Source organism: Caldimonas tepidiphila, from assembly GCF_003569765.1.
In the GTDB taxonomy this organism is placed as follows: domain Bacteria; phylum Pseudomonadota; class Gammaproteobacteria; order Burkholderiales; family Burkholderiaceae_C; genus Caldimonas; species Caldimonas tepidiphila.
In genome coordinates this window covers 18068-36702 of sequence record NZ_QXMG01000031.1, presented here as the reverse complement: position 1 = coordinate 36702, position 18635 = coordinate 18068, and the positions used below count along the sequence as shown (strand labels likewise).

The window sequence follows — 18635 nt, the reverse complement described above, 5'->3', positions numbered from 1 at the left end:
GCAGCCCGCCTCAGTCCGCCTCAGCGCAGCCCGGCCTCGAGCCGCCCGAGGCCGCGCGGCGGCCGCGACGAGGCCTCGGCGACCTCGTCGTAGATGCGCTCGAGGCGCCGGCTGCAGTCGGCCAGGTCGAAGCGCTCGACCATGCGCTGCCGCGCCGCGCGCGAGAAGGCGTCGGCCAGCGCGTCGTCCTGCAGCAGCCGCAGCAGCCCCTCGGCCAGCCCCTGCACGTCGCCCTCGGCATGGCGCAAGCCGCTCACGCCATGCTCGATCGCCTCCCGGGCGCCGCCGCAGGCCGAGGTGAGCACCGGCACGCCGCAGGCCTGGGCCTCCAGGATCACGATGCCCAGGCCTTCGGCATCGCCGCTGGCCGCGCGCAGGCTGGGCAGGCAGAAGACCCGGGCGAGGTCGAGCTCGGCGCGCACGCGCTGCGGCGGCTGGCGCCCGAGGAAATGCACGCCGCCGGGGCACAGGGCCGCGGCGAGTTGCTCGAGCGCCGGGCGCAGCGGCCCGTCGCCGATGACGGCCAGCTCCGCCTGCGGCACCCGCGCGCGCAGCTGCGCCAGCGCGCGGATCAGCACCTCGCAGCCCTTCTTCTCCACCAGCCGGCCGACAAAGAGCAGGCGCGGCGGGCGCTGCGCCACCGGCTGCCCGCCCGGGGCGAAACGGCGCGTGTCCACGCCGATGTAGGACACCTGCAGCTTGTGCGCCGGCAACCCCCACTCGAGCGCGCGCTCGCGGATCGCCTCGGACACCGCCAGGAAGCGCACCCGGTCCGAGCGCGCCATCGCGCGCAACCGTGCCGGGTAGTCGCGCATCGCGTCGCCGCCGTGGCCGTCCTCCCACCACTGCGGGTGGATCTGGATGTCGTAGCCGTGCAGCGTGACGAGCACCGGCAGGCGCAGCGCGCGGGCCACCGGCCAGAACTTCACCGCGTCGACGCCGAAATGCACGTGCAGCAGCCGCGCGCCGCTGGCGCGCAGCTCGTTCAGGAAACGGCGCTGCGGCGCGCCGAGGCGCAGCAGCCGCGAGGCCAGCCGCCGCTTCCAGGACTTCAGCTGCGGCGGATCGACGCAGCGCCACTCCAGCCCGTCGAGCGGCAGCCCGTCGTCGAGCCGCTCGAGCCCGAGCAGCAGCGGCCGCCACTGCCGCAGCGCGAGCGCCTGCTCGCGGATGAAGGTCTCGGACGGGGGCAGGAGCCCGGATCGGAAGACGAGGAGCCTCTTCATGGCGCGCCACGCCCGGGGGGAGGTGTTGCAGGGACGGAGCCGCTCAGGACGCCTCCTTGTGGATGTCGTAGTGCGGCGGGCCGGCGGGGCCGTTGGCGTCGTGCGGGTCCCCGTCGGGCAGCAGCGCGCTGCTCTGGGGCGCACCGGCCAGAAAGTCCCGCAGCCGGCGGACTTCCGGGCCGACCGCCGCGAGCGCGGCGCGCAGCCGCGCGGGGTCGGTGCCGAGGCGCTGCGCCCAGCGCCCCAGCGCGGGCTCGTCGTCGATGTCGACGTCGATGCGCGCGTCGTCGGGCAGCTCGTTCTCGCTCATGGCCGGCTCCTTTCGCTGATCGGAGAAGACCGGCATTTCGCGTGCCGGCCGCCGCGGGCCCGGCTCAGCGCACCGCGCCGGCAAAGCGCAGGCACTGCTGGCGCACCACCTCCGGCAGCAGCCGCTCGCGCGACTGCAGTTGCCGGATCCAGGTCGCGTCGTTGCCGCAGCCCTCGAGCTCGCCGGCAAGCAGTTGCAGCGCCGGCAGCGCGCCGAGCGCCTCGGCGTGCGGCGCGAGCCGCGCCATCGTCGCCACGATGTCCTCGTGCAGCGTGCGGTGCTCGCCGGTCTGCGGATCGACGAAGGTGCCCTCGACGCCGAAGCGGCAGGCCTGGAAGCGGTTGAAGGTGTAGACGAGGTAGTCGTCCTCGCTCAGCGCGAAGGGCCGCTCCTCGATCAGGTAGCGCGACACGCACTGTATGTAGGCGGCGAGCGCCGCGGCCTTCTCGATGGTGAGCGGCGTGTCGAGCACGCGCACCTCGATCGTGCCGAACTCGGGCTTCGGGCGGATGTCCCAGTAGAAGTCCTTCATGCTCTGCACGACACCGGTGCGCGTCATCTTGTCGAAGAACTTGCCGAAATCGTCCCAGGTCAGCACGAAGGGCGCGCGGCCCGACAGCGGGAAGGCGAACACGCTGTTGAGGCGCGCCGAGTGGAAGCCGGTGTCGGTGCCCTGCACGTAGGGGCTGGAGGCCGACAGCGCGATGAAGTGCGCGATGTAGCGCGACAGCCCGTGCAGCAGCACCAGCGCCTCGTCCGGGCCGGGGCAGCCGACGTGGACATGCTGGCCGAAGATCGTGAACTGCTTGGACAGGTAGCCGTAGAGGTCCGACAGCATGTGGAAGCGCGGCGCGTTGTAGATGCGACGCTCGCTCCAGTCCTGGAAGGGATGCGTGCCGCCGCCGCACAACCCGACGTTGAGGCGCTGGGCGCAGTCGAGCAGCGCCTCGCGGATGCGGGTGAGCTGCTCCAGCGCGTCGGCGTGGTTCTCGCAGACGCCGGTGGACAGCTCGATCATGCTGTCGGTCATCTCCGGCTTCACGTCGCCGGGGATCTTGCGCCGCGCCATCAGGCGCAGCAGGTCGGCCGCGCTCGGCGACAGGTCGTAGTCGTGCGTGTTGACGATCTGCAGTTCCAGCTCGACGCCGAGCGTCAGCGGCCGGGACACGGAAAACGCTTCGAGGCTCATCGCCGCCCTCCCTGGTTCATTCGCGCCGGGGCGAGACTTCGCCCGCGAGCCGCAAGGCGCCCTGCACCGCCAGCGCGCCGACGAGTTCCATCACTGCGATCGCGCTGAGCACCGCCGGCGCGATCTGCGCGGCGAAGCCGGCATGCGCGGCCTGCATGTCCGAGAGCATCACCAGCGCCGTGGCCGACAGCGGCGTGAGCGCCAGGCCCAGGCTCAGCCCCTGGCGCGGCGACTGGCCGCTGGCCCAGCCGAGCGCGAACACCGCGAGCCCCTTGGCCAGCAGGCGCGCGAGCATCGCGGCGAGCGCCAGCAGACCGCCGGCCATCAACCCGTCGAGCGACCAGGTCGAGCCGACGATCACGAACAGCATCAGCACCAGCACGCCGCCGGCGGTGCCGAAGTGGCGCGGCCAGACCCAGGGCCGGTCGGTGGTGTTGCGCAGCCACAGCCCCGCCATCAGCGGCACCAGCAGCGTCGAGCCGCCGAACATCTGCGTGAGCGTGAGCGCGAAGGCGACCAGGCCGAGCAGCAGCAGCGTCGAGTTCTCGTTGCGCAGGTCGAGCTTGCGCGCGACGCGCGCCACCGCGTAGGCGAGGCCGCCGGCCAGCAGCCCCGAGACGGCGAACACGTAGAGCGGCTCGAGCACCGCGCGCACCGGGTTCTCGCCGTGGTCGAGATGGAGCCAGCCGAGCAGCACGCGGGCGGCCATCACGCCGTAGAGCGTGTTGAGCGCGGCGAGCACCGCGATGCGCTCGGTGACCTGCCCCGCGGCTCGCAGCTCGGACGCGACGCGCGAGATCACCGCCGGCGAGGCCGGCACCGACAGCACCGCCAGCGCGGTCGCCGCCACCGGGCTCGTGCCGAGCCAGCGCGCGACGAGGTAGACCGCGACGAAGCTCAGCAGCGACTCCACCAGGCTCGTGACGAGCAGGAAGGGGTTGGTGCGCAGCCAGAGCAGGCGCACGCGCGCGCCGAGCTCGAACAGCAGCAGCGCCAGCGCGAGATCGATCACGAGCCGCAGCGTGCCGCCCGGCGCACCGTAGGGAATGCCCAGGCCGAGCGCCGAGATGCCGAGGCCGGCGAGCGAGTAGCCGACCACGCGCGGCAGGCCGGCGCCGCGGAACACCGCCTCCCCGAGCAGCGCCCCCGCGATCAGCGCCAGCGACACCAGCATCAGCGCATCGGGCTGCGGCGGCCACGGCATCACCGCGCCCATGAACGAGAACGCACTCCTCCACCCCTCTTCCGCCATGCAATCTTTCTCCTCTTGGCTGTTGTCGCGCGGCCTCGTGCCGGCCACCGTCGCGCCCGGCCGGCGCCCCTGCCCGCCGGCGCCGATGCCGGCTCCTTGCCGGAGTCGAGCGCCAGGCCCTGCACCGCTGCGGCGCCGTCCCCTCCCGGAGGCGCCGTGCGGCATTCGTCCTGTCAGTTTCAGTTCGCGCGGCGTGCCGGCCCGTGCGGAACGGGCCGCGGGCACGGCGACTGTCACGCCCGCGCGGTCCGCCCTCGACGAGGGCGCCGGGACCGCGAGTTTCGCAGCTTGCGCGGGCGCCGGGCAGGTATCGGGCATGTCGCCGGACCTGCCGGACCGCAGCCGGGCGCCGGCGGCAGTCGCCGGCGCAAGCGCCTCTCCTGTGGCGCGGCGCGGCGCGGCCGGGGAAGCGCAGAAAAAAAGAACCCCCGCGAACGGGGGTCATGAACGCTTCTGGCTGCCGCCCCGGGAAGCGGGTTCCCGGGCAGCCGGACCCACTTTAGAGCAGAAAATCCCGATGACTACCATAACAAGGCATGCCGGAGGGATATGCGGGCACACCGCTTTGCGCGCGGCCTTCCCCGGGTGTCGGTCGCCGGTCGCGGCCCCGGTGCAAAGGAATCCGGGGCCCGGAAATCCCCTGCGGATCCCCCGTCGGGGGAGGTCGGCGGCGGCAGGCCTCAGAATGGCGGCCAACAGCATTCCCCATGACGCTTCCGGGCGGGGCGCGGCATCTGCCGCGGCGCGATCCGGAGCCCCTTGCCACCGATGAATCCGAACGACGACACCGTCCCCGCCAGCGGCGACACCCCCTCCCTGCCGACGCCCGAGGCCCCGGCCGCGCCGCAGCCGGCTCCCGCTGCGGACGCTTGCGTCCCCGACGCGTCGTCGGCAGGGGCCCCCGCCCCCGCCGGCGAGCCGCCCGAGGCCGCCCAGGAGCCGGCACTGCCGGCCGAGGCCGCAGAAGCCGCGGAAGCCGCGCCGCGCCGCGCGGAAGGCGCGGAAATGAGCGTCAAGGCCTGCGCGGCGAAGCTGCGCGAGCTCTACCCCGCGCTGTTCGGCGGCCGACCCAAGCCGCTGAAGCTGCGCATCCAGCAGGACATCAACGCGCGCGCCCCGGGCGTGTTCCCGAAGCAGACGCTGTCGGCCTTCCTGCGCCGCTACACGATGACCGATGCCTACCTGCAGGCGGTCAGCACGCAGACGCAGCGCTTCGACCTCGACGGCCAGCCCGCCGGCGAGCTGTCGGAGGAGCACCGCCGCCTCGCCGCCGAGACGATCAAGCAGCGACGCGGCCGCGAGGACGAGCGGCTCGCGGCGGAACGCGCGGCGGAAGCCGAGCGGCTGCAGCGCGCGTCGCTGCTCGCCGCCTTCGAGACCACGACGCTCACGCGCGAGAACTTCTGCGCCCTCAAGGGCGTGGAGGCGGCACAGCTCGACGCGCTGCTCGCGCAGGCGAGCGAGGAGCGCCGCCAGCGCAAGCAGTTCCTCACCGAGCTGCTCGAGGCCTTCCGCGCCAGCGGCCAGAACGTGCCGGCCTTCGCGGCCTCGCGGCGCATGCACCCGGCGCAGCTCGACCGGCTGCTGCGCGAGGCGAGCGGCGACACCGGCGGCGAGCGCGGACGGGGCGCGCCGCGCGACCCGCGCCGTGACGGCGGCCGGCGCGAGGGCGGGGACCGGCGCGATGAGGGCCGGCGCGAGGGCGGCGGTGGCCGCGGCCGCGGCGACGAGCGCGGTGGCGCGCGCGGTCCGCGCAACGCCTCCGGCGGCCCGTCCGGCCCGCGCTCCGGCAAGCCCGGCGGCGGGCGCCCCCCGCGCGCCTGAGGCCCGCGCCCCGGGTCCCGGGCGCCCCTTCGGGCCCGGGACCGGCCGCGCCGGGGACTTGTCCACGCAAACCGTGGAGAAGCCTGTTGAAAAGGTGCGGGCAGGCCCCTCAAGTGCTTGTCAGGATTGTAAAAACCGCCGTTGCTGCAACAAAGGCTCACGAGCCTTGCAGGCACCCCGCCGCGCCTTCCACTTGTCCACTGCCGGCGTGGAGAAGGCTGTGGGAAACATGGGCGCAGTCATGGCAAGTCCTTGTCACGCCAGGGAAAAACGATCCTGCATCGGCGCCGGTCACGTCTCCGCGCGCTGTCCGCGGGCAGGAGTTTTCCACTGTTTTCGTGGGTAAGCCTGTTGAAAAGATGGGAACCGGCGCCCCAAGTAGTTGTCACAAGGGTGAAATCTCCCGCTGCCTCGCGGCTGTCGCTTCGGGCGCGGGGCAGCCCCCGCGGCGTAAACTCGCGCCGCTTCCCGGAAGGTGCCTCCCATGAAGAAATCCGGCTATCTGATCGCCGCCGCACTCGCCCTGGCCATCGCCGTCACCACCTGGCTCGCGATGGGATCGTCCCACGCCGCCCCGCGCGTCGACTACGCGCTGCTCGACGGCAGCACGCACAGCAGCGAGCAGTTCAAGGGCAAGGTGGTGCTGGTGAATTTCTGGGCCACGAGTTGCGTCACCTGCGTCAAGGAGATGCCGCAGATGGTGCAGACCTACGAGAAGTACCGCGAGCGCGGGCTGGACTTCGTGGCCGTCGCGATGAACTACGACCCGCCGGCCTACGTCGCGAGCTTCGCCGAGTCGCGCAAGCTGCCGTTCAAGGTCGCGATCGACAACACCGGCGCGGTGGCCAAGGGCTTCGGCGACGTGAAGCTCACGCCGACCACCTACCTGATCAACAAGCGCGGCGAGATCGTCAAGCGCTACGTCGGCGAGCCCGACTTCGCGGCGCTGCACCAGCTGGTCGAGAAACTGCTCGCCGAGGGCTGAACCCGCCGCCGCGGCGCCTCAGCCGCGCGCGCGCATGCCGACCACCGCCGCGCCGACGATCAGCGCCGCCGACGCGGCGATCCATGGCGTGAGCGCACGCCCGCTCGCGAGCACCAGCAGCACCGTCGACGCCAGCGGCGTCAGGTAGCTCAGGATGCCGATGCGGCGCGGATCGCCCTCCTTGAGCGCGCGGTCCCACAGGAAGAAGGCGCCGCCAAGCGGCCCGAGCCCCATCAGCGCCAGCAGCAGCCAGTCGCGCGTGCCGAGCACGGCCGGGGGTTCGAGCAGCGCGTGGCACAGCAGCGACAGCACCCCCGACACCAGGCCGAACAGCCCGATCGCCGCGGTCGGGAAGCGCTCGACGCGCTTGGTCAGCAGCGAGTAGCTGGCCCAGATGAAGGCCGAGCCGAGCGCCGGCAGGTAGCCCCAGGCGAGCCCGCCCTGCAGCTCGCGCCCGCCCGCGATCGCCAGCGCCGCGCCCGCGAAGCCGGCCAGCGCCGCCGCCACATGCTGCCAGCGCAGCCGCACGCCGCGCAGCAGCAGCGGCGCGAGCACGACGATCAGCAGCGGCCACAGGTAGTTCACGAGGTTGGCCTCGACCGCCGGCGCATGGCGCAGCGCGATGAAGAGCAGGAAGTGGAAGCCGAACAGGCCGTAGACGCCGAGCAGCAGCGTGCCGGCCGGTACCCGCCACAGCCGCGGCTCGCGCAGCACGAAGGGCCAGGACGGCACGCTGCCGATCAGCAGCGCGACGCCGGTGAGCAGGAAGGGCGGCACGTCGCTGAGCGCGACGCCGAGCGTGGCGAGCAGCGCCCACAGCGCGATCGCGCCGAGCGCATGCAGGTAGGGCAGCGAGGAAGCGGAGGACATGGGCGCGAGCATAAGTCCGGCCCGGCGGGCCGCGGCGTCGCGCGGCACCGGCGTTTCGTCGCGCGACGCCGGACTTCGCTCAGCCGCGGTCGCGGCGCAGCGCCGCGGTCAGCGCCGACGGCGAGCGGTAGCCGCACAGCCGCGCCACGCACTGCACCTGCCGGCCCTCGGCGCGCAGCCGCCGCGCGGCGAGCAGCCGGCGCTCGCGCAGCCAGGCGATCGGCGCACGGCCGGTCTCGGCCACGCAGCGCGCCGCGAACTGCGACGGCGACAGCAGCACCTGCGCGGCCAGCCGCGCGACATCGAGCGGCTCGGCGAGGTGCGCGTCGATCCAGGCCTCGAGCGCCGGCCAGTCGATGCGCCGCACCGCGCGCGCGGCCGGCGCCACGTTCGCGAGCGTGGACAGCAGCAGCCGCGCCGCCGCACCGGCGAGCGGGGAATCGTCCTCGAGGGCCGCCGCCTCGGGCCGGGCGGCGAGGAAGCGCAGCAGGTGCTGTGCGGCGGGCGCGAGCTCGAGCACGCGGGCGGCCTGCGCCAGCGGCAGGCCCGTCTCGTCCGCGGTGTCGAGCACGAAGCAGCGGCTGCCCTCGCGCGAATGGAAGTCGTGCCGGGCGCCGGGCGGGATGATCAGCGCCTGGCCGGCGCCGAGGCGCGCGCCGCGGCCCTCGACCTCGAGCTCGAGCCGGCCCTGCCAGCCCCACAGCAGCTGGAAGTGGGCGTGGTCGTGGCTGCCGGGCGCTGCGCCGTAGTGCCGCAGGCTCAGCGCGGCCCGCGGCGAGCGCTCCATCTCAGAGCGCGTCGGCGACGCCGGCGCCGGCGGCCTGCTTGTCGGCGTGGTAGCTCGAGCGCACCATCGCGCCAACCGCGGCGTGGGTGAAGCCCATCTCGTAGGCGCGGGCCTCGAACATCTTGAAGGTGTCCGGGTGCACGTAGCGGCGCACCGGCAGGTGGTGGCCGCTCGGCGCGAGGTACTGGCCGATCGTGATCATGTCGATGTCGTGCGCGCGCATGTCGCGCATGACCTCGAGCACCTCCTCGTCGGTCTCGCCCAGGCCCACCATGATGCCGCTCTTGGTCGGCACGCCGGGCGCGAACTCCTTGAAGCGCTTGAGCAGGTTCAGGCTGTACTGGTAGTCCGAGCCGGGACGGGCCTCCTTGTACAGGCGCGGCGCGGTCTCGAGGTTGTGGTTCATCACATCCGGGGGCGCGGCCTTGAGGATCTCGAGCGCGCGGTCCATGCGGCCGCGGAAGTCGGGCGTGAGGATCTCGATGCGGGTCGACGGCGAGAGCTCGCGCGTCTTGCGGATGCACTCGACGAAGTGCGCCGCGCCGCCATCGCGCAGGTCGTCGCGGTCGACGCTCGTGATCACGACGTACTTGAGCTTGAGCGCCGCGATGGTCTTGGCCAGGTTCTCCGGCTCGTTGACGTCGAGCGGGTCCGGGCGGCCGTGGCCGACGTCGCAGAAGGGGCAGCGCCGCGTGCACTTGTCGCCCATGATCATGAAGGTCGCGGTGCCGTGGCCGAAGCATTCGCCGATGTTCGGGCAGCTCGCCTCCTCGCAGACCGTGTGCAGCTTGTGCTCGCGCAGGATCTGCTTGATCTCGTAGAAGCGCGTCGTCGGCGACCCGGCCTTGACGCGGATCCAGTCCGGCTTCTTCAGCGTCTCGGCGGCGACGACCTTGATCGGGATGCGCGCCGTCTTGGCCTGGGCCTTCTGCTTGGCGCTGGCGTCGTAGGCTTCGCCGCTCTGGGCCTGGTGGACGACGTTTTCGGTGGGCATGCTGCTGCGCTTTCGGTCGCCGGCTGCGGCCATGGCACAGCGCGGCGCGGTTTGCATCGGCCCGTGGCGGGCCGAAGGGGGATCGACGGGGGCGCGGTCAGGGGCTCAGGTGGACGGCGAGCTTGTCGGCCAGCCGTGCGGCGGCCGTGGCCCAGTCCGCAGAAACCCCGAGTGTAGCCAAGTCGACCGTGCGCAGCCCCGCGTACCCGCAAGGGTTGATGCCCTCGAAGGGGCTCAGGTCCATCGCGATGTTGAGCGCCACGCCGTGGTAGGTGCAGTGATTGCTCACCTTGATGCCGAGCGCCGAGATCTTGCCCAGGCCGCGGAAGGGGTCGCGCGGATCGGCCGGCCCGGTGAGCGCGGCGTGGCCGAAAGGGTCGTCGAGCTTCACGTAGATGCCCGGCGCGCCGGCGACGCGGTGGCCGGTGACGCCGAAGGACGCGAGCGTCTTGATGACGCAATGCTCGACGCGGTAGACGTATTCCTTCACGTAGATGCCGAGGCGCTTGAGGTCCACCAGCGGATAGGCCACCACCTGCCCTGGGCCGTGGTAGGTGACCTGGCCGCCGCGGTTGCTCTGCACCACCGGGATGCCGTGCGGGTTGAAGAGCACGTGCTCGGCCTTTCCGGCCAGGCCCTGCGTGTAGACGGGCGGATGCTCGCACAGCCACAGCTCGTCGGGCGTATCGGGGCCGCGCGACTCGGTGAAGGCGCGCATCGCGTCGAAGGTGGGCTGGTAGTCGACCAGGCCGAGGGAGCGGATCTGCATGGCGGGCGGGGTAGCGGGGAGCCGGCAGTCTAGCGCCGCGCCAGCGCGCCGCATGCCCCCAGTGGCGTCGCGCCCGACGGCACGCGCAGAATCGTCCGCGTCCCCCCGCGCTGCAGGAGCACCGCATGAGCGCCACCCCCAGGTCCCTTCCTGCGATCGCGGCGCTGCTGTGCGCCGCCCTCCAGGCTTTCGCCGCCCAGGCTCCGCCGGAGGGGGGCACGCGCGGGGACGCGCCGCGGGAGCGGGCGGCAGGCGCCGTGGCCGGCGGGCAGGAGATCGACGCGGCGCTGCGCGCCTATGCGGCCGGGCGGCTCGACGAGGCGCGCGAGGGCTTCGAGCGGCTGGCGCAGGGCGGCAGCGCGCTGGCGCGCTACAACCTGGCGATGATGCACCTGCGCGGCGAGGCGCCGCAGCCCGACCGCCGCCGCGCGCTGCGGCTGCTGGAGGCCTCGGCGGCGCAGGGCTTCGTGCGCTCGGCGCACGCGCTCGGCCAGGTGCACGAGCTCGGCCTCGTCGACGCGCCCGACCTCCCGCGCTCGGTGCAGTGGTACGCGCTCGCCGCGGGCCAGGGGCACCCGGACGCGCAGCTCGAGCTCGGCACCGCCTACTACCTCGGCCGCGGCACCGCGCCCGACGCCGGCGCGGCGGCGCACTGGTACCGCGAGGCGGCGCGCGCCGGCGACATGGGCGCGCAGTACCTGATCGCGTCGATGTACGAGAAGGGCGAGGGCGTGGCGCGCGACCTGCGGCTGGCGCGTTACTGGTATGCGCAGGCGGCCGCGCAGGGCGACGAGGCGGCGCCCATCAAGCTGCGCGAGCTCGACCGGCGGCTCGCCGCGCCGCCGCGCTGAAGGCGCGGCGCAGGGAGCTCAGAGCACGACCTTGACCATCGGGTGCGAACTGAGCGCGCGGTAGATCCCGTCGAGCTGCTCGCGGCTGGTGGCGGTGATCGTGATCGTCAGGCCGAGGTACTTGCCCCCCGAGCTCGGGCGCATCTCGATCGTCGCCGGATCGAAGCCCGGGTCGAACTCCTGCGCCAGGGCGGCGATCGCCTGGGCGAAGCCCTCCTCCGCCGCGCCCATCACCTTGATCGGGAAGCGGCTCGGGTATTCGATCAGCGACTGTTCGGGCGGGATGTCTCTCATCGCGTTCCTTTCGTGCGGCACCGGATCACTGGATCCACAGCCGCAGGCTGTCCCAGGTGCGGCCGACGAGGCCGCTCTCGGCCACCGGCTCGAGCACCACCAGCGGCACGTCGGCCACCAGCGTGGAGCCCACCGTGACCTTCAGGCGGCCCACCGGCTGGCCCTTGGCGAGCGGCGCGACCAGCGGGTCGGTGCGCTCGACCGCAGTCTTGACCTTCTCGCCCTCGCCGCGCGGCACGGTGACGTAGACCGGCTGCGTGCTGCCGATCTTCACCTGCTTGGCCTGCCCCTTCCACACCAGGGGAGACACGACCGCCTGGTTCGCCTCGAAGAGCTTGAGCGCGTCGAAGTTCTGGTAGCCCCAGTTCAGCAGCTTCTGGCTCTCGGCGGCGCGCGCCTCCATCGAGGTGGTGTTGAGCACCACGGAGAGCAGCCGCCGCTTGCCGTTGGGGAAGTCGCGCTGCGCGGTGGCGATCAGGCAGTAGCCGGCTGCAGAGGTGTGGCCGGTCTTCATGCCGTCCACCGACGGGTCGCGGCGCAGCAGCAGGTTGCGGTTGGGCTGCGTGATGTTGTTGAACGTGAACTCCTTGATGGAGTAGAGCGGGAAGTAGGCGGGGAAGTCCTGGATGATGCGCGCGGCGATGATCCCGAGGTCGCGCGCGGTGCTGCGGTGCCCCGCCTCGCTCATGCCGGTGACGTTGCGGAAGCTGGTGTTCTTCAGCCCCATGCGCTGCGCCTCGCGGTTCATCAGCTCGACGAAGCGCTCCACCGTGCCGGCCACGCCCTCGGCGAGCGCCACCGACGCGTCGTTGCCCGACTGCACGATCATGCCCTTGAGCAGGTCCTCGACCTTCACCTGCATCTTCGGGTCGATGAACATCAGCGAGGCGCCGCCCTTCCTCTCGTCCCAGGCGCGCTGCGACACCGGCAACTGCTGCTGCAGCGACAGCCGGCCGTCGCGGATCGCGGCGAAGGTCACGTAGGCGGTCATCAGCTTGGTCAGTGACGCCGGGTCCGCGGGCGTGTCGGGCTCGTGCTGCGCGAGCACCTGGTTGCTGGTCAGGTCCAGCAGCAGCCAGGACTTGGCGGCGATCTCGGGGGCCTGCGGCGTCTGCGCCTGCGCCGGCAGCAGCACGCCCAGGCCGATCGCGACCGACGCGATGAAGGAAGTCAGTTGTTTCATGAGAACGTCGAAAGGGTCCAGGGCGCACGAGGCGCCCGACAGATGCGATGCGGCGCGACACCGGGCGCGGCGCGGCCGCCCCGGCCCCGCTCACTCGGACCGGAAGGCGCGCAGCACGATGTTCTTCAGCAGCGTGAGCTGGCCGTGGAAGAAATGGCCCACGCCCGGCACCACCACCACCGGCAGCCCCTGCGGGCGCGCCCAGTCCAGCGTCGCGGAAAGCGCCACCACCTCGTCCTGCTCGCCGTGGATCACCAGCGTGTCCTCGGCGGCCGGCGCGACCTCGAAGCGGCTGGTGGCCGGGCCGACGAGCACCAGTCGGCGCGCCGGAGCCGCATTTTCCGCGAGCCGCGCCGCGGCGTGTGACGCGACGTAAGCGCCGAAGGAGAAGCCGGCGAGCAGCAATTCACTGTTGCCGCGGTAATGTGCGATGACCGCGGCCATGTCGTCGATCTCGCCGCGGCCCTCGTCCCAGGCGCCGGCCGAGCTGCCGACGCCGCGGAAGTTGAAGCGCACGCAGCGCCAGCCGAGCTGCACGAAGGCGCGCGCGAGCGTCTGCACCACCTTGTTGTCCATCGTGCCGCCGTGCAGCGGGTGCGGATGCCCGATCACGACCAGGCCGCGCGGCGCGGCATCGGCCGGCGCGTCGATCGCGCACTCGATCACGCCGGCCGGGCCGGCGATCTGCTCGCGCAGCGTCTGGGAGTTCATGCGCGGCCCCCGTCAGCGGCCGACGTCGGGCGGCAGCAGCAGGCGCTCGACCACCTCGCCGCGCTTGAGGTGCGACTCGACGATCTCGTCGATGTCGCTCCTGTCGACGAAGGTGTACCAGGTGCCCTCCGGGTAGACCACCGCCACCGGCGCGCCGGCGCAGCGGTCGAGGCAGCCGGCCTTGTTGACGCGCACCTTGCCCGGCCCCGCGAGGCCCTCGGCCTTCACGCGCGCCTTGCAGTGGTCGAAGGCGCCCTTGGCGTCGTGGCGGGCGCAGCAGGCCTCGTCGCCCTGGCGCTCGTTGAGGCAGAAGAAGATGTGGCGCTCGTAGTAGCTCATCCCCGGGATTCTAGGCCGCACCCGCGGCGGCACCGCCCCGGAAGGTCATGCCGCGCGGGGCACGCCGTCGGGCTCGTCGCGGCTCGCGCTGCGCGCCAGCAGCCACGCGAGCGCCGCGAAGGGCCACAGCCAGCCGACCCACTGCGCGAGGCCGTGGAAGCGGATGAAGCGCCCCTGCTCCCAGGCCTGCAGGCTGAGCGCGCTGTAGGGGTCGAGCGGCGCCCGGTTCACGAGTACCACCATCAGCGCCAGCAGCGCCAGCCCGATCGCGGCGGCGGCGCGCGGCGGCGCGACGGCCAGCACCAGCGCGGCGAGCGCGCCGACCGCCAGCCCGGTGCGGCTGGCTTGCGTCATCCAGGCCAGCGCGTTCTGCGGGCCGAAGTTCAGCGTCGTCGACAGCGTCGTCGCCGCCACGCCGAGCGCGAGCGCGCCCGCGACCAGCGCGACGCGCCGCCAGCCGACCGGCGAGACCGAGAAGGCCAGCAGGCAGGGCGCGAGCAGGCCGAGCGCGGTGGTGACCATCTCCAGCCCGGGCGCGAGTGGCTCCAGCGCCCGCACGGCGGCCGGCTCGATCCAGTCGGCGAGCGCCGTGCCGGCGACGGCGGCGGCGAGCGCGTCCTGCGCCCGCGCCAGCACCTGCCCGAGGCCGAGCGGCAGCGGCGCCGGGAACAGCAGCCCCACCGGCCAGGCCAGCAGCAGCGCCATCGCCCCGGCGCTGCCGGGCAGGAACCAGCGGTCGCGGAAGCTCTGCCAGCGCCCGACCCAGCCGAGCGCCTGCAGTGCGGCGGCGACGAGCGCGCCGACGAGCGCGCCGGACGCGTTCAGCACCCAGTCGAGGCCGGAGGGCACGCGCCCGGGCAGGAAGTTCTGCGTCGATTCGAGCCCGAAGGACAGCAGCGCCCCGGCGCTCGCGGCCAGCAGCACCGCGAGCAGCCGCCCGGCGCCGAGCCGCAGCAGCGCGCCGGCCAGCAGCGCACCGAGCGGCATGTAGCCGATCAGGTTGGAGACGACGTCGAACCACGACCACCAGCGCGGCCACGGCTTGAGCAGGAAGCGCCAGGGCTCGACGCCCGGATCGCGCCAGCCGCTGAAGGGGTAGAGCGTGGCGTAGACCACCAGCGCGGTGTAGAGCAGCGCCAGCGGCAGCAGCGAGGTGCGGAGATGCCGGGCCATGCCGCGCCGCGCCCCGCTCAGAAGGGCTTCACGACCACCAGCACCACGATCGCCAGCAGCGCCAGCACCGGCACCTCGTTGAACCAGCGGAACCAGACATGGGAGCGCCGGTTGCCCTGGTGCTCGAAGTCGCGCAGCAGGCGCTTGCACCACAGGTGGTAGCCGAGCAGGCCGAGCACGAGCGCGAGCTTGGCGTGCATCCAGCCCTGGCCGGGGCCGCGCCCGATGCCGTAGTACAGCCACAGCACCAGCCCGAAGCCGATGGCCAGCATCATCAGCGGGTTCATGAAGCGGTAGAGCTTACGCGCCATCAGCAGCAGCCGCTCGCGCTCGGCATGGCTGCCGGCCGGCACCATCGCCAGGTTGACGTAGAGCCGCGGCAGGTAGAAGAGGCCGGCGAACCAGCTCGTCACGAAAACGACATGGAGGGCTTTGATCCAGAGCATGCGGCCATTATGGTCATTGACGCCCGCGCCCTCGCCCCACTGGCGCGAACATCGTCCGCACGGGCGGCGCCCCAAAGAAAAAAGCCCCAGTCAAGACGACTGGGGCGGAAAAGCCTTAACGCTGTCATCACGGTAAGGCACCTGCTCAGGGAGGAAAAGCAGGGAATGACCACCTTGCGGCGAATCATTCATGTACAACTTTACCAGAATCAAGGCGTCACCCGCCAGTAAGGATTGTCCACAAAAGGCGCGAAAATCTTGCGCTTTTCACACCTTCACCGTCCGCCCGAGGATCCGCACCGTGCCCTACTTCTCCGCCTTCCCCGCGCAGCGGCCGCGCCGCCTGCGCTGCGACGACTTCACGCGCCGCCTGGTGCGCGAGCATGCGCTGAGCTGCAGCGACCTGATCTACCCGGTGTTCGTCGTCGACGGGCAGGACCGCGTGCAGGACGTCGCGTCGATGCCGGGCGTGCAGCGCCTGAGCCTCGACCGGCTCTATCCGGTGGCCGAGGAGTGCGTGAGGCTCGGCATCCCGGTGATGGCGCTGTTCCCGGTGATCGAGCCGGCGCTCAAGACCGAGGACGGCCGCGAGGCGCTCAATCCGGAGGGGCTGGTGCCGCGCGCGGTGCGCGAGCTGAAGAAGCGCTTCCCCGAGCTCGGGCTGCTGACCGACGTCGCGCTCGACCCGTTCACGAGCCACGGCCAGGACGGGCTGATCGACGCCAGCGGCTACATCCTCAACGACGAGACCGTCGAGGTGCTCAAGGGCCAGGCGCTGGTGCAGGCCGAGGCCGGCGTCGACATCGTCGCCCCGAGCGACATGATGGACGGCCGCATCGGCGCGATCCGCGGCGCGCTCGAGGCACGCCGGCTGATCCACACCCGCATCATGGCCTACAGCGCCAAGTACGCGAGCGCCTTCTACGGCCCCTTCCGCGACGCGGTCGGCTCGGCCGCCAACCTGGGCAAGAGCAACAAGAAGGCCTACCAGATGGACCCGGGCAACAGCGACGAGGCGCTGCGCGAGGTCGCGCTCGACCTCGCCGAGGGCGCGGACATGGTGATGGTCAAGCCCGGCATGCCTTACCTCGACATCGTGCGCCGCGTGAAGGACGAGTTCCGCGTGCCGACCTTCGCCTACCAGGTCAGCGGCGAGTACGCGATGCTCAAGGCCGCCGCGGCCAACGGCTGGCTCGACCACGACGCGGTGATGATGGAGTCGCTGCTCGCGTTCAAGCGCGCCGGCGCCGACGGCGTGCTGACCTACTTCGCGCTCGACGCCGCGCGCGCACTGCGCGGCTGACGCCCGGCGGATGCGGGTCTTCCACGTCCAGGGGCACTGCGCCGAGCTCGGCGCGCTGCCCGAGCGGCTGCCCGAGCAGGGCTACCTGTGGATCGCGAGCGAGCGCCCGGACTTCGAGGCGGGGGTGCCGGCGCTGCAGGACGCGCTGCAGCGCTGGACCCCGGGACCGCTGGCGGAGCTGCATGTCTCGGACCTGCTCAACCCGCAGCTGCCCTCGCACTACGACGACACCTCCTGGTACGCGCTGCTGGTGTTCCGCCGGCTCGCGGCGGGCAACGGCAACGGCAACGGCAACGGCGCCGCGACCGAGGCGCTGCCGGCCGCCAGCGGCGCCTCGGGCCGGATGCTGGAGTCGATCGACACCAGCCCGATCGGCTTCGCGGTGTTCGACCGCGTGCTGCTGACGGTGCATCCGGTCGGCTGCCCGGTGCGCGAGTTCTTCATCGCGCGCTTCCTGAAGGCGCTGCCCCCGGAGGGCTCGGAGGCGCGGCCGGCCAGCCTGCGGCTGCCGGGCAGCCCCGCCGAGCAGATGCTGCGCATGACCAACCACATCGTCGACGGCTACCTGGAGCTGCGCCGCGTGCTGACGCGCCAGTTCGGCCCGATGCAGCAGGCGCTGCTGGGGCCCCGCAGCCGCTTCGACGACTGGCAGGCGCTGCTGGCCGCGCGCAACACGCTGCACCAGCTCGAGGACATCTGCGAGGACCAGCGCAGCGCGATCCAGGAGTGGATCGACGCGCTCGACGAGCTGCCGCACGAGAGCGATCCGGCCAAGGCGCGCGAGCGCGACCTGATGCGCGTGCGCGCGCGCGACGTGCTCGAGCACATCGAGCGCGTGCTCGGCCATGTGCGCCGGCTCGAGAACTCGGCCGAGACCGCGGTGCAGATGCACTTCTCGGCGCAGAGCCATCGCACCAACGCGATCATGCGCACGCTCACCGTGCTGACCGCGATCTTCCTGCCGCTGAACCTGATCACCGGCATCTTCGGCATGAACTTCGAGGCGCTGCCGCTGATCCACAGCGCGCGCGGCTTCTGGATCGCCTTCGCGGTGATGGTGGCGGTCGGCGCGGGCCTGGGCTGGTTCTTCTGGCGCAAGCGCTACATCGGCACGCACCACTGAGCCGCCCGCCCGCGCGCGCTCAGCCCGGCGCGGGCGCCTGCCCCCAGCCCTCGGGCACGACGAACCAGCGCCCGGTCTCGCGCCACGCCTCGCCCTCGGGTTCGATGCGCGCGACGAGCTGCGCGGTCGGCCAGCGCCGCACGCCGGGCGGCGGCGCGCCGGCCCACATCCGCGCGATCTCGCCGCGCACCGCCCCGCCCTCCCACGGCCGCGCCGCCCCGTCGGCGCGCAGCGGCGCCATCCAGCCGGTGCGCGGCACGTGCAGGTAGCGGCCCGGCGGCAGCGCGTCGAGCTCGCTCGGCTCGATCCAGTGCCCGCACAGGTGGTCGTGCGCGAGCAGCGCGCAGTGCGGCCGCGGCCGGTCGTGGCGGTAGAACAGCCAGCCGCGCGTGCAGGCGGCCGGCCGCCAGGGCCGGTCGTCGAAGGGCGGCGGCGCGGCATGCGCGAGCTGGCGCGAGAAGAGCTTGTGCAGCTTGCCCGGCAGCCTCTCGACGCGGTCGGGGCCCACGAAGTCGGCGGCCCCGGCCACGTCGCCCTCCGCGGTGCAGAGGAAGAACTTCACCGCCAGCTCCCAGTGCCAGGGGCGGCCGGCCGCGTCCTCGAGCAGGTAGTCGATCTCGCCGCGCGTCGTGTGGTCGGTGCCGGGCTGCGAGCCGGGGGCATGGCGCAGCGGCAGGTTGGCGGCGACGAGCCGGTGCGTCGGCCCCTCGCGCAGGAAGAACTCGAGCAGCCGCTCGGCCTGGCGGCCGAGCCGCAGCGGCGCCGCGGCGTGCCGGGCGAGGAAGGCGCCGAGCGCCGCGGGGTTTTCCTCGAGCTGCGCGAGCCAGGCCTCGATCGCCGCCGTCTCCGCGGCGTCGAAGCGCTGCACCGGCGCGCTGAAGGCGCCGTCGGCGAGCAGCGGCGGCGACAGCAGCAGCCAGCGCAGGTCGCGTAGCGCCTGCGCGAGGCGACCCGGCGCCGCATCGCCCGGCTGGGGCGGAGGCCGCGTCGAGGCCGTCATCGCGTC

General features: G+C 72.8%; 20 protein-coding genes. 5 read left to right on the top strand and 15 right to left on the bottom strand.

Annotated elements, in window-relative coordinates:
* Positions 1-20: 20 nt before the first annotated feature.
* The 4 genes from D3A59_RS16745 to D3A59_RS16730 all read right to left on the bottom strand — a co-directional run bounded on the left by D3A59_RS16745 (position 21) and on the right by D3A59_RS16730 (position 3977).
* The gene (locus tag D3A59_RS16745) at positions 21-1226 is read right to left on the bottom strand and encodes a glycosyltransferase (RefSeq protein ID WP_119156306.1); all 1206 of its coding nucleotides are present in this window, start codon (positions 1224-1226) and stop codon (positions 21-23) included.
* Between the two features lie 43 nt (positions 1227-1269).
* Positions 1270-1536 carry a DUF3606 domain-containing protein gene (locus tag D3A59_RS16740; RefSeq protein ID WP_157991566.1) on the bottom strand — a complete coding sequence of 89 codons (267 nt, stop codon included), beginning with the start codon at positions 1534-1536 and terminating at the stop codon, positions 1270-1272.
* Between the two features lie 64 nt (positions 1537-1600).
* Positions 1601-2725, bottom strand: a complete 1125-nt coding sequence (locus D3A59_RS16735) for a YbdK family carboxylate-amine ligase (RefSeq protein WP_119156302.1) — start codon at positions 2723-2725, stop codon at positions 1601-1603.
* Between the two features lie 16 nt (positions 2726-2741).
* Entirely contained in the window at positions 2742-3977 is a 1236-nt protein-coding gene (locus tag D3A59_RS16730; protein WP_240636093.1) for a cation:proton antiporter, read from the bottom strand.
* A gap of 768 nt (positions 3978-4745) precedes the next feature.
* On the opposite strand from D3A59_RS16730, the gene D3A59_RS16725 reads away from it, so the two are divergent.
* Both D3A59_RS16725 and D3A59_RS16720 read left to right on the top strand, forming a co-directional pair.
* Positions 4746-5801: a ProQ/FINO family protein gene (locus D3A59_RS16725; RefSeq protein WP_170162357.1), complete on the top strand. Its 1056-nt coding sequence runs from the start codon at positions 4746-4748 to the stop codon at positions 5799-5801.
* Positions 5802-6285: 484 nt separating this feature from the next.
* Entirely contained in the window at positions 6286-6786 is a 501-nt protein-coding gene (locus D3A59_RS16720; protein WP_119156298.1) for a TlpA family protein disulfide reductase, read from the top strand.
* Between the two features lie 18 nt (positions 6787-6804).
* Here the strand turns inward: D3A59_RS16720 and D3A59_RS16715 are convergent, their stop codons facing one another.
* From D3A59_RS16715 to lipB, 4 genes are all read right to left on the bottom strand, one after another.
* A complete protein-coding gene (locus tag D3A59_RS16715) occupies positions 6805-7656 on the bottom strand; it encodes a DMT family transporter (RefSeq protein WP_119156365.1) in 852 nt (283 codons plus the stop codon).
* A gap of 79 nt (positions 7657-7735) precedes the next feature.
* On the bottom strand, positions 7736-8443 hold the full coding sequence (locus tag D3A59_RS16710) for a helix-turn-helix domain-containing protein (protein WP_119156297.1): 708 nt from the start codon (positions 8441-8443) through the stop codon (positions 7736-7738).
* A 1-nt stretch (position 8444) separates the two neighbouring features.
* A complete protein-coding gene (gene lipA / locus D3A59_RS16705) occupies positions 8445-9437 on the bottom strand; it encodes a lipoyl synthase (protein ID WP_119156363.1) in 993 nt (330 codons plus the stop codon).
* A 97-nt stretch (positions 9438-9534) separates the two neighbouring features.
* A complete protein-coding gene (gene lipB, locus D3A59_RS16700) occupies positions 9535-10206 on the bottom strand; it encodes a lipoyl(octanoyl) transferase LipB (protein WP_119156295.1) in 672 nt (223 codons plus the stop codon).
* Between the two features lie 125 nt (positions 10207-10331).
* On the opposite strand from lipB, the gene D3A59_RS16695 reads away from it, so the two are divergent.
* Positions 10332-11057 (top strand): tetratricopeptide repeat protein, encoded by a 726-nt coding sequence (locus D3A59_RS16695; protein ID WP_119156293.1) that lies wholly within the window; start codon positions 10332-10334, stop codon positions 11055-11057.
* An 18-nt stretch (positions 11058-11075) separates the two neighbouring features.
* On the opposite strand, the gene D3A59_RS16690 is transcribed toward D3A59_RS16695, so the two are convergent.
* The 6 genes from D3A59_RS16690 to D3A59_RS16665 form a co-directional block, all read right to left on the bottom strand.
* Positions 11076-11351 (bottom strand): YbeD family protein, encoded by a 276-nt coding sequence (locus tag D3A59_RS16690; RefSeq protein WP_119156292.1) that lies wholly within the window; start codon positions 11349-11351, stop codon positions 11076-11078.
* A gap of 25 nt (positions 11352-11376) precedes the next feature.
* On the bottom strand, positions 11377-12534 hold the full coding sequence (locus tag D3A59_RS16685; RefSeq protein WP_119156290.1) for a D-alanyl-D-alanine carboxypeptidase family protein: 1158 nt from the start codon (positions 12532-12534) through the stop codon (positions 11377-11379).
* Between the two features lie 90 nt (positions 12535-12624).
* Positions 12625-13245 carry an alpha/beta hydrolase gene (locus D3A59_RS16680; protein WP_119156288.1) on the bottom strand — a complete coding sequence of 207 codons (621 nt, stop codon included), beginning with the start codon at positions 13243-13245 and terminating at the stop codon, positions 12625-12627.
* Positions 13246-13257: 12 nt separating this feature from the next.
* Entirely contained in the window at positions 13258-13584 is a 327-nt protein-coding gene (locus D3A59_RS16675) for a (2Fe-2S) ferredoxin domain-containing protein (RefSeq protein ID WP_119156287.1), read from the bottom strand.
* 45 nt (positions 13585-13629) lie between these two features.
* Positions 13630-14757, bottom strand: coding sequence for a VanZ family protein (locus D3A59_RS16670; RefSeq protein WP_119156285.1), 1128 nt, complete (start codon positions 14755-14757; stop codon positions 13630-13632).
* Positions 14758-14774: 17 nt separating this feature from the next.
* Positions 14775-15203, bottom strand: coding sequence for a CopD family protein (locus tag D3A59_RS16665; protein ID WP_119156283.1), 429 nt, complete (start codon positions 15201-15203; stop codon positions 14775-14777).
* A gap of 301 nt (positions 15204-15504) precedes the next feature.
* Between D3A59_RS16665 and hemB the strand changes: the two genes are divergently transcribed.
* Complete coding sequence (gene hemB / locus D3A59_RS16660) at positions 15505-16506, top strand: porphobilinogen synthase (RefSeq protein ID WP_240636092.1); 1002 nt, start codon at positions 15505-15507, stop codon at positions 16504-16506.
* A gap of 10 nt (positions 16507-16516) precedes the next feature.
* Positions 16517-17629 carry a magnesium transporter CorA family protein gene (locus tag D3A59_RS16655; protein ID WP_119156279.1) on the top strand — a complete coding sequence of 371 codons (1113 nt, stop codon included), beginning with the start codon at positions 16517-16519 and terminating at the stop codon, positions 17627-17629.
* A 19-nt stretch (positions 17630-17648) separates the two neighbouring features.
* Here D3A59_RS16655 and D3A59_RS16650 read toward each other — a convergent pair whose 3' ends face one another.
* Entirely contained in the window at positions 17649-18629 is a 981-nt protein-coding gene (locus tag D3A59_RS16650; protein WP_119156277.1) for a DUF1853 family protein, read from the bottom strand.
* Positions 18630-18635: the final 6 nt, after the last annotated feature.

Coding starts and splice junctions, on each gene's coding strand:
- D3A59_RS16745 (WP_119156306.1), bottom strand. CDS start 1,226: ATGAAGAGGCTCCTCGTCTTCCGATCCGGGCTCCTGCCCCCGTCCGAG.
- D3A59_RS16740 (WP_157991566.1), bottom strand. CDS start 1,536: ATGAGCGAGAACGAGCTGCCCGACGACGCGCGCATCGACGTCGACATC.
- D3A59_RS16735 (WP_119156302.1), bottom strand. CDS start 2,725: ATGAGCCTCGAAGCGTTTTCCGTGTCCCGGCCGCTGACGCTCGGCGTC.
- D3A59_RS16730 (WP_240636093.1), bottom strand. CDS start 3,977: ATGGCGGAAGAGGGGTGGAGGAGTGCGTTCTCGTTCATGGGCGCGGTG.
- D3A59_RS16725 (WP_170162357.1), top strand. CDS start 4,746: ATGAATCCGAACGACGACACCGTCCCCGCCAGCGGCGACACCCCCTCC.
- D3A59_RS16720 (WP_119156298.1), top strand. CDS start 6,286: ATGAAGAAATCCGGCTATCTGATCGCCGCCGCACTCGCCCTGGCCATC.
- D3A59_RS16715 (WP_119156365.1), bottom strand. CDS start 7,656: ATGTCCTCCGCTTCCTCGCTGCCCTACCTGCATGCGCTCGGCGCGATC.
- D3A59_RS16710 (WP_119156297.1), bottom strand. CDS start 8,443: ATGGAGCGCTCGCCGCGGGCCGCGCTGAGCCTGCGGCACTACGGCGCA.
- lipA (WP_119156363.1), bottom strand. CDS start 9,437: ATGCCCACCGAAAACGTCGTCCACCAGGCCCAGAGCGGCGAAGCCTAC.
- lipB (WP_119156295.1), bottom strand. CDS start 10,206: ATGCAGATCCGCTCCCTCGGCCTGGTCGACTACCAGCCCACCTTCGAC.
- D3A59_RS16695 (WP_119156293.1), top strand. CDS start 10,332: ATGAGCGCCACCCCCAGGTCCCTTCCTGCGATCGCGGCGCTGCTGTGC.
- D3A59_RS16690 (WP_119156292.1), bottom strand. CDS start 11,351: ATGAGAGACATCCCGCCCGAACAGTCGCTGATCGAATACCCGAGCCGC.
- D3A59_RS16685 (WP_119156290.1), bottom strand. CDS start 12,534: ATGAAACAACTGACTTCCTTCATCGCGTCGGTCGCGATCGGCCTGGGC.
- D3A59_RS16680 (WP_119156288.1), bottom strand. CDS start 13,245: ATGAACTCCCAGACGCTGCGCGAGCAGATCGCCGGCCCGGCCGGCGTG.
- D3A59_RS16675 (WP_119156287.1), bottom strand. CDS start 13,584: ATGAGCTACTACGAGCGCCACATCTTCTTCTGCCTCAACGAGCGCCAG.
- D3A59_RS16670 (WP_119156285.1), bottom strand. CDS start 14,757: ATGGCCCGGCATCTCCGCACCTCGCTGCTGCCGCTGGCGCTGCTCTAC.
- D3A59_RS16665 (WP_119156283.1), bottom strand. CDS start 15,203: ATGCTCTGGATCAAAGCCCTCCATGTCGTTTTCGTGACGAGCTGGTTC.
- D3A59_RS16655 (WP_119156279.1), top strand. CDS start 16,517: ATGCGGGTCTTCCACGTCCAGGGGCACTGCGCCGAGCTCGGCGCGCTG.
- D3A59_RS16650 (WP_119156277.1), bottom strand. CDS start 18,629: ATGACGGCCTCGACGCGGCCTCCGCCCCAGCCGGGCGATGCGGCGCCG.